General features: G+C 34.7%; 11 protein-coding genes. 2 read left to right on the forward strand and 9 right to left on the reverse strand.

All coding sequences use genetic code 11. From position 1 onward, the window contains the following. The 9 genes from PHI38_RS07545 to PHI38_RS07585 all read right to left on the reverse strand — a co-directional run. Window positions 1–690 (reverse strand): histidine kinase dimerization/phospho-acceptor domain-containing protein (locus PHI38_RS07545; RefSeq protein ID WP_299854585.1); only part of this gene is annotated, 690 nt, incomplete at its 3' end. Continuing rightward, window positions 680–1339 carry a response regulator transcription factor gene (locus PHI38_RS07550; protein WP_299854587.1) on the reverse strand — a complete coding sequence of 220 codons (660 nt, stop codon included), beginning with the start codon at window positions 1337–1339 and terminating at the stop codon, window positions 680–682. The genes PHI38_RS07545 and PHI38_RS07550, both read right to left, overlap by 11 nt. A 75-nt stretch (window positions 1340–1414) precedes the next feature. Next, window positions 1415–1729: a DUF1104 domain-containing protein gene (locus PHI38_RS07555; protein ID WP_299854589.1), complete on the reverse strand. Its 315-nt coding sequence runs from the start codon at window positions 1727–1729 to the stop codon at window positions 1415–1417. A gap of 80 nt (window positions 1730–1809) precedes the next feature. Continuing rightward, entirely contained in the window at window positions 1810–2523 is a 714-nt protein-coding gene (locus PHI38_RS07560) for an ABC transporter ATP-binding protein (protein ID WP_299854591.1), read from the reverse strand. A 1-nt stretch (window position 2524) separates the two neighbouring features. Then, window positions 2525–3670, reverse strand: coding sequence for an ABC transporter permease (locus PHI38_RS07565; RefSeq protein ID WP_299854593.1), 1146 nt, complete (start codon window positions 3668–3670; stop codon window positions 2525–2527). After that, entirely contained in the window at window positions 3667–4812 is a 1146-nt protein-coding gene (locus tag PHI38_RS07570; RefSeq protein ID WP_299854597.1) for an efflux RND transporter periplasmic adaptor subunit, read from the reverse strand. Before PHI38_RS07570 ends, PHI38_RS07565 begins: the two co-directional genes overlap by 4 nt. Further along, window positions 4809–6071 (reverse strand): TolC family protein, encoded by a 1263-nt coding sequence (locus PHI38_RS07575; protein ID WP_299854600.1) that lies wholly within the window; start codon window positions 6069–6071, stop codon window positions 4809–4811. The genes PHI38_RS07570 and PHI38_RS07575 overlap by 4 nt, the downstream gene beginning before the upstream one ends. 136 nt (window positions 6072–6207) lie before the next feature. Beyond that, on the reverse strand, window positions 6208–6408 hold the full coding sequence (locus tag PHI38_RS07580) for a hypothetical protein (protein WP_299854602.1): 201 nt from the start codon (window positions 6406–6408) through the stop codon (window positions 6208–6210). A gap of 45 nt (window positions 6409–6453) precedes the next feature. Further along, the gene (locus PHI38_RS07585) at window positions 6454–6603 is read right to left on the reverse strand and encodes a lmo0937 family membrane protein (RefSeq protein WP_299854604.1); all 150 of its coding nucleotides are present in this window, start codon (window positions 6601–6603) and stop codon (window positions 6454–6456) included. A 261-nt stretch (window positions 6604–6864) separates the two neighbouring features. Between PHI38_RS07585 and PHI38_RS07590 the strand changes: the two genes are divergently transcribed. Beyond that, a complete protein-coding gene (locus PHI38_RS07590) occupies window positions 6865–7146 on the forward strand; it encodes a hypothetical protein (protein WP_299854607.1) in 282 nt (93 codons plus the stop codon). A 29-nt stretch (window positions 7147–7175) separates the two neighbouring features. After that, the gene (locus PHI38_RS07595) at window positions 7176–8459 is read left to right on the forward strand and encodes an MATE family efflux transporter (protein WP_299854609.1); all 1284 of its coding nucleotides are present in this window, start codon (window positions 7176–7178) and stop codon (window positions 8457–8459) included. Window positions 8460–8627 lie beyond the last annotated feature (168 nt).

Below are 8627 nucleotides of genomic sequence, written 5' to 3' on the forward strand. Positions count from 1 at the left end.
TAGATCTTCATATAGGTTAGATATGGTTGCCGAGGCGCTTTTTATCCTTTGTAGTTTTTTCATAGATTTTTCATCACAATCTTTACTCTGGAGTGTCTCAATGTTAGCCATAATAGTAGTTATAGGCGTGTTTAGTTCATGTGTAGTCTCTTTTATAAAGTTATCAAGAAGCCTCAAGTTATCTCTTAGAGGTTTTAGTACAGCTCTTACAAGAAAATAGGAGGTTATGAGCGTGATGATGATTACAAATATAGCGGTTGCAATTAAATCGTTTAATATATTTAGAGGTTTTGTATCTTTTTGTATAACTATAAATGCAGCACCAAGGTAGTGTGGATTTACTGAAGATATATAGTATGTTTTTGAGTCCTTTATAAATAGCTTATTATCTAGGTTATCTATGTTTACATCAAGTGTAGAGAAGATAAGATTTTTATCAATATCATAAATAGCACTCTTAAACTCTTCAAATCTTGGATACTCATACCTTGTATCACTGTTTTCATGAACATAAAAAAGTTTCTCTAACAACTTTGAGCTGTACTCTTTTAGTGCATCTTCTTCAAAGTGCATAAGTTCATCTTGCTTGTAAATGTAGTAGCTGCCAAATAAGGTAGCAATGAGCAAAAGAGTAGAGGTTAGATAAAGCCCAAGGACATAAAAAATACTCTTTCTTTCACTACTGTACAAGTTTATACCCAACTTTTTTTATACTTAAAATTCTCTCTTTACCTATGAGCTTGCGTAGGTTTTTTATATATGTTCTTAAGCTCATATCACTGTAAAGTTCATCGTATGACCAAAGCTCGGAGTAGATATCTTCTAAGAGAACGCACTCATTTTGATGTTTTAATAGAAGTTTTAACAAAAGAGTCTCTTTTGGATTTAGCGATGTTTTTTTCTCTTGAATATAGAGATCATTTGTAAAAGCGTTAAACTTTATATCATCACTTATATTGGTTGTCTCATTTTGTGATTTGAATTCTCTCTTTAGAAGGGCTTTAATGCGAAAAAGTAGCTCTTTTAGGGCAAAAGGCTTTTTTATATAATCATCAGCCCCACTCTCATAACCTTTTGATAAATCATCAATACCTTTGAGCGAGGTTGTAAAAATAGCAGGAGTAAAGATATTTGCTTCTCTTAGTTCATTTAAGAGTTTAAATCCATTTATTTTAGGAACATTTACGTCAAATAAAAATAGATCAAAACTCTCTTCGTAAGTCTGCTCTAGCGCTTCTTCGCCATCATAAACAGGGCTAACTTTAAATCCCTCATCGCTTAGAAATTCTGCAACGGTATCTGAGAGAGTTATATCATCTTCAAGGTATAAAATTTTCATAAAAAATTATACCTATAAAATTGTTATGAAGATATTTAGAGCCCTGTTTTGGCTAGGCAAAGTAAAAAGCAAGAATTATCTTCTTCCTCCACCACCGCCTCTTGTGCCACTACCACTTCCACCGCCGCTTTTAGAGCCTTTGTACATGTTGCCAGTTCCATCTTGTGGACCTTGTTTTGAACTATCTTTAGAGTTGTTCTTCATAAAAGAGTCTTTCTCTTCTTGATTCATATTTTGAACTCTATTTTTCATCTCAGCTTGAAATGCATCTCTATCAGCAGATGGTACACTGGCACGCATGTTTTGCATCTCTTGTGTACTCATCTGTGAATAATCCGCGCCAAAACATAAACTCGCTGCTAATAAAGAGAGGATAACTACTTTTTTCATACTATATTCCTTGAACTATAATTTAGACTAACTTATTTTAATCAGTATAAGTGAAATAATTGTGAAACGATACTAGAACTTTATAGTATTCCTTTGGCATCTTTATCATGAAAAACTATACCTCTGTTTTCTATCTTCATTATTCTGTCACAGTATGGAAGAATTCTATCGTCATGTGTAACAGTGATAATCGCAACATTTTGCTCAACTGCGATTTTTTTAAGCATTTTTATAACGCTAACAGCTCTCTCTCCATCAAGTGCAGCTGTAGGCTCATCTGCTAAAATAATCTCAGGATTATTTGCAAGTGCTCTTGCAATGGCAACCCTTTGGTTTTGCCCACCTGAGAGTTGTGATGACATGTTATATGCTTTATCTGCTATTTCAAAGTACTCTAGTAGCTCAAAAGCCTTTTTTTGTGCGTCTTTTGGACTTACATTGTTTGCCTGAGGAAGAAGCGTTATGTTCTCTAGTACATTTAAAAATGGTATGAGATAGTGTGCTTGAAAAATAAAACCAATCTTCTCACGTCGAATGCGACGTGTATCTTTAGCTAACCATTTGTTTTTATAAACCATGTTATCTCCAAGCCATATCTCTCCGCTTGTAGGCTCAATTACACATCCAATCATCATCAAAAGAGTTGTTTTTCCTGCACCACTTGGAGCAATCAGTGCAACTACTTCACCCTTTTGTATCTCAAAAGAGGCGTTTTCAATTACTCTGACAAGATTATCATCTTTACCAAAGTTCTTGACTAGGTTTTTAACTTTTATAGCGCTTTGATTATTCACATCATCCTCCAATAGCCGCTGCTGGATCAGCACTAATAACTTTTTTAACTCCTACAAAAGAGGCTAGTACAGAAGCTACTAGTATAATTCCAAAGAGTGCCCAAGCATCTGGAATCTGAAGCACTACTAGTTTAGGGAATTTATCATAAGTTATATGTGAGAATATATTTCCAAAGACAAATGCAAAAATTCCCAGCAGAAGAGTCTCTTTTACAATCATGGAAATTATTAGACTATTTGGAAGCCCCATAAGCTTCATAATAGCAATCTCTTTCATCTTCTCTAACGTCATGGTATAGATGATGAGCGCTATGATAATAGTTGAGACAATAATCAAAATAACTGTAAATAGGCCTATCTGTTTTGATGATTTTTCAATCAAGTTTTTTGTTAATATATCTTTTTGATCTTGTGCGGTATATACGCTTTTATGTTGCCATTTTCTTATATCCTCTGCTACTTCATCTATACTAAAACCATTTTTAACTCTAGCAACAATAGTGTTTACCATGAGAGATTCGGAGTTTACTACTCCTCTTGCAACATTGTTTTGAATCTCTTTGTTGGAGTATAAAAACTGTAACTCTTGTGCATCTTTTAGGCTTAGATATACTAAAGGATCTCCATTGTTTGAGACAGTTTTTGTAGTGATGCCGACAACTTTGTAGAAGTTTCTTCCTAGCTTTATCTCATCGTGAAGTTTAAAGCCTGTCTTATCTGTTACGACAATCTCATAATGGTCATTTTTAAGCTCACGACCTTGTATTAATCTATCAGGATTTATAGGGTTTATTGTTCCATAAATATCGTATCCTACTGCAACAACACGCACAGGCTTTTTTTTACTTGGAAGCTGAATGTTTTGAAAAGTCATAGCTTCACTTTTATCTATACCCTTCATTACATAAATGATATTTTTTAAATCTTCATGGACTCTTGAAGATTCAGCAAAAGGCCCGAGAGTATCCTCTTGCACTATCCATAAATCTGCACTTATATCATTTAGCAATATCTCAGCTTCGACTATCATCCCGCGATAAACACCAATCATGATAAAAACAATCCCAAGAAGCATTCCGACACCCATTGTGGTGACGATAAACTTGCCAAGAGAGTGTTCTATATCTCTTGCAGCTAAATTAATCATCTATATATCTTCATGCCGTTACTAAGTGGCTTATTACTCTCGTTGTATATGAGTAAATCCGCATCTCTGTCAATCCCAGAAGTTACAGCAGCCTCTTCATCATTTTGCGCCAAGATGGTGATTGGCGTAAAATATGCATTATCATCTTTTGCTACCCAAATACCTTTTTTGCCATCTTTTATAATAAGGAGTTTAAGAGGTACTTTTAATACATTCTCATGCTTTGCAACTTTTATATTTACTTCAGCCTGCTCGTTGATATAAAACGGAGTAGGGATAGTGTCAAATCCTATAGCTATTTCTCTCTCAAGTGTGACAAGATTACTCATAGCAACTACTCTTTGAACAGTTCCTTGAAAAGTTTCATGTGGTTTTGATCTCAGCGCAATTGAGGCCTTTTGACCAAGCTCAATACTCTGTGCAACTCTCTCATCTACATTTGCTACAACCCATAATGTTTTAGGATCAACTATCTTAAAAATAGGAGCTGAAGGAAGTACATACTGCGCTGCTTCTGCACTCTTTGAGATGATATACCCATCAACTGGAGAGTATATTTTTAGTCTTTGAAATTTTGCCTCTATTGCTTCTTGGCTCTTTTGTAGTCTTAAGATTTCAAGTTTAGCAGACGCTATTTTGGCATTTGAGGCATTTATCTGCGCATCTATATTTTGTAAGTCGCTGTTTGCTTTGTCAAATTCTGCTTGAGTAGCATATTTTTGTTCTAAGAGTTTTTTATAACGGCTAAAAGTAGCTAAGATAAGCGCTCTTTGAGCTTCTAAGCTAGCAAGATCACTCTGTGTTGTTTGCACCTCTTGTTTTGCTTTTTTAAGCCCAACTTTTTGCTCATCAAGAAGCATAGGAAGATCTACTGGGTCAATAGTTACTAGTAAATCGCCTTTTTTTACCCACTCTCCCTCGTCAAAGTATATATTTTCTATCTCTCCACCACTTTGTGCTGTTATAGTATATATATTTTTAGCATCTACGTTTCCTATGCCACGCACGGTTACAAATAGGTCCCCATATGTTGGTTTTATAGTCTTAAATGTTGATTTTACTATATATACTTTATTGTAAAAAACAGCGCCTCCAAGAGCTACTAATATTGCAATAACACCGTATGTTATCCATTTCTTCATTGTATGTTTCCTTGTAAGTAATCTAGTCTGTTCATAATATTGTTAATGTTGAATTTAGCCTCAAGAAGCCCTAATTCAGCAAGTAGATATGTTGATGATGCATCAAGAACTTCTATATAAGTAGAGAGCCCCTCTTTGTATCTTGCTTCAACTATCTCTTTAGCCGCTTGTGAAGACTCTATTAAAGCCTCTTTTGCTTTTAGTGTATGTCTATATTTTTGCAAATCAATAACTAACGCTTGTGTCTCTTCTTCAAGTAGAAGTTTCTTTGAGTTGTAAGCCTCTTGTGATTCTTCTTTTGCTATACGAGCTTGTTGTGTTTGCGCACTTATTCTTCCACCACTGTATATAGGAACATTGATAGTTACGCCGACTAATGACGTATCATAAGCATTTAGTGAGTCTTGATGAGTGTATATTGCTACTGCATCTATTGAGCCATAATGTTGCGCTTTTGAAGCGTCATATATAAAACCGTCTCTAGATATTTGCTCTTGATAACTTTTTATCTCATAGTTCTTTGTTATGACATTTTCAAAAAGTATCTCTGAGTCTTGTATATTATTATTTTTATTTGTAACGCTATCATCTCTTAATGAAGTCTGTGGATCAATCTTCTCTCCTATGTAAATAGAGAGTGTTGAGATGGCTTTATCAAGCTCTGCTCTTGTAGCTGCAAGATTATCCTCAGCTACATAAACTGCACTAAGCAAACTTAGCGCATCAGCTTGTGTTTTTAATCCCGCTCTTACAAATGCTTCAGCTTGGTTATAAAGTTCTTCTTTAGTTTGAAGGTCTTTTAGTCTTACTTCTATTGCGTTAGTCTGTAAAAGGGCAATGTCATACTGAATTTTTACATTATAAACTAGAAGAGCCTTTCTATCTTCTAATGAGAGTGCAGCTATCTCTTTGTCTTTTTTATAAGCGTTTATAGTAGATGTTGTTTTTGAGTAATCATATATTTTCTGATTTAATTGTGCACTAACGAGCCAATTGTCATCTTCAATGGTATTGAATTGTCCATTTTGAGGCATTACAAAAGTGTTGATAGGATTATATTGTGCACTTGCATTTATCTGAGGAAGATAATCAGCTTTAGCAATATCAATAGAGGCATTGCTTCTTGAAACGTTAAGTGATAGCTTTTTGATATCTGGATGATTTTTTAGTGTCTTATCAATACACTCATCTAGCGTTAATGTCTGCGCATGTAGGCCAAAGAGAAAAAGAACTAAAAAAAGAGATAAAAATTTACTCATAAAAGATTTCCCTTATATAAAAATTATAAGTGTATTATGTCTTATGTTTGTGAAATTTTTGTGGAATTTGTGGTTTGTAAGAGTATCTGCTACTTAGACTTTATGGATTTTATGCATAAAGTCTAAGTAATGTTAGTTAAAGAGAAAGTAGTAAGCCACCGCCTACTGCTATAGCTCCTATGCTAGCCCAAATAGGGATTTGCACAGTATGCTTCTCATTTACTGAGACGCCAATTGGTCCAAGATTGACTTCATCTGTTTTTTGAGTCCAACTAAAACTAGTGTATCCCAAACTAAGTACGCCAACTACGATTAGTATAATTGCTAATATTTTCATTTTATATCCTTTTTTTTCATACCCATTAAAATGGTATTGTCTACCTTAGAGTACACGACGGCCTTGTATAACACGAATTAAAACTACCACGATAGCGATAACTAAAAGAAGATGGATAAATCCACCCATAGTATATGAACTTACAAGCCCAAGCAACCAAAGTATAATTAATAGAATTGCAACTGTTTCAAGCATTTTATTTTCCTTTTTAAAGAGCAGAATTAATCATTTGATTAATTACATATTTTAAAGTACAGTAATTTCAAGTTATAAGAAATTACTGTAGAGACAGACGAGAGTTGTTTTTTTATTGACCTCTCTTTTGTAAGAAAAACTTACTAAAAATAGTATATCTGAATTCATATACTTAAGTATCTTTTATTTGTTATATATGATAAGCCAATCATCAACTGCTCTTAGCTACCATACGAAAAATAAATTTATAGAAGTTTTTATATGAAAAATATGATTTATGACTCAAGTATCGGTGAGATTGATTTAAGTAGACTGATTCGTCTTTATCCTGCTGTTGTTGTAGACTCAAATGGTGAAGTTGCCGAGATGAGCCTTGAGTGGGTAGGTCTTTATGGAGATAAAGTAAAAATTGTCTCTTACGTCCTCGTCTTTGATTTTACACCACTGCATCAAGAAGAAAAAGATAAAAAGATTTTAGAGTTTGCTACAAAAGCTGAACTCTTTGAAGCTATGCAAGAGGTATCACAATTTTTCCAAGAGTAATCTCAAAAGATACCCGCAAAGTACTCAATATAGCAGTTCCTGCTGCTCTTAAACAACTAGTAGATATTTTACAACTTCTCATAGATATGTTAATGGTTGGAGCAGTTAGCGTATCGGCTCTTGCAGCTGTTGGTATGAGCATGCAGTTTATGATGGTTATAAATGTTTTGATGACGCTTTATGTTGTGGGCGGAAATGCTCTTATAGCCCGTTTTATAGGGCAGGGCAGGAAGAGAAGAGCATCAGCGCTTCTCTACTCGCTCATCATAGTAGCTGGGGTTTTATCTATCTTTGTGAGTATTGGCGGATACTTTGGGGCTGAGCATTACTACCTCTTAATGGGCTCACAGGGCGATGTTGTAGAGCAAGGAGCACTTTATTTTAAGATACTCTCTCTTGGATTTATTGTCATTTTTATAGATACTCTTCTTTATAATGCACTCTCAGCAGCAGGGGATACAAAAAACTCACTCTATATAAAGTTAGTCTCAGCTGCAATTAACGGTTTTTTAAACTATGTTTTCATCTTTGGCCATTACGGATTTGACGCTATGGGGATTGAGGGGGCTGCTTATGCTACCGTTATCGCTTACTGCTTCAACATTGGCGCATATTATATACTCCTAAAAAAACCACATTCGTATCTAAATCTCATCCCTCTTATTCGTATAAAAGATTTGATAAGAGTTTGGCATGTGGGATGGAGTGCTACGGTTGAGAGAGCGATATCTAGTATCTCATTTTTGTTTTTTGTCTCTATCATTGCGGCTTATGGAACAGCGGAATTAGCGGGGTATCAAGTAGGTCTTCGCATAGAGGGAATTGCTTTTATGCCGGGGTTTGGATTTGCCATAGCAGCTACTGCTTTAGTTGGCCAGAGTTTGGGTGCAAATAAGATAGAAAAAGCCTATAATATGGGGATTATTAGCGGAAGAGTTGCCTATATATTTATGGGATTTGTTGGCTTTTTTCTTGTAATGTTCCCAGAGTTTTTAGTTGGCTTTTTTACAGACGATGCTCCGACTATAGCAGTAGCTTCTTATTATCTTATATTTGTTGGTCTCGCTCAGATTCCTCTTGCTATTATGTTTGTATATTCGGGGGCACTAAGAGGTGCTGGAGCTACAAAGACGATACTAAAAATCAGTATATTTTCTCTTTGGGTATTTAGAGTTATCCCATCATATATAGCTTATAAGATGGGATATGGGATAGCTGTTATATTTATAATTATGAACATTGAAACCCTTATAAAAGGGATTATTTACGTATATATTTATAAAAAAAGACGCTGGTTAGATACTAAAGTTTAGTATCTAACATAAAAGTTTTAGCCTTTAATGCCATCAGCTCTAGGAGCCATTAAAAAACTAGAAAACTGCTTTATATAAAGTGCAAAGGGTGTAGCCCAAAGCAGCGCAGATAATATGTAAAGAGTAGATGAATACTCCTCAAAATAAGGAATCAAGCCTCTCATGAGC

It is taken from the genome of Sulfurimonas sp., from assembly GCF_028694895.1.
Classification (GTDB): domain Bacteria; phylum Campylobacterota; class Campylobacteria; order Campylobacterales; family Sulfurimonadaceae; genus Sulfurimonas.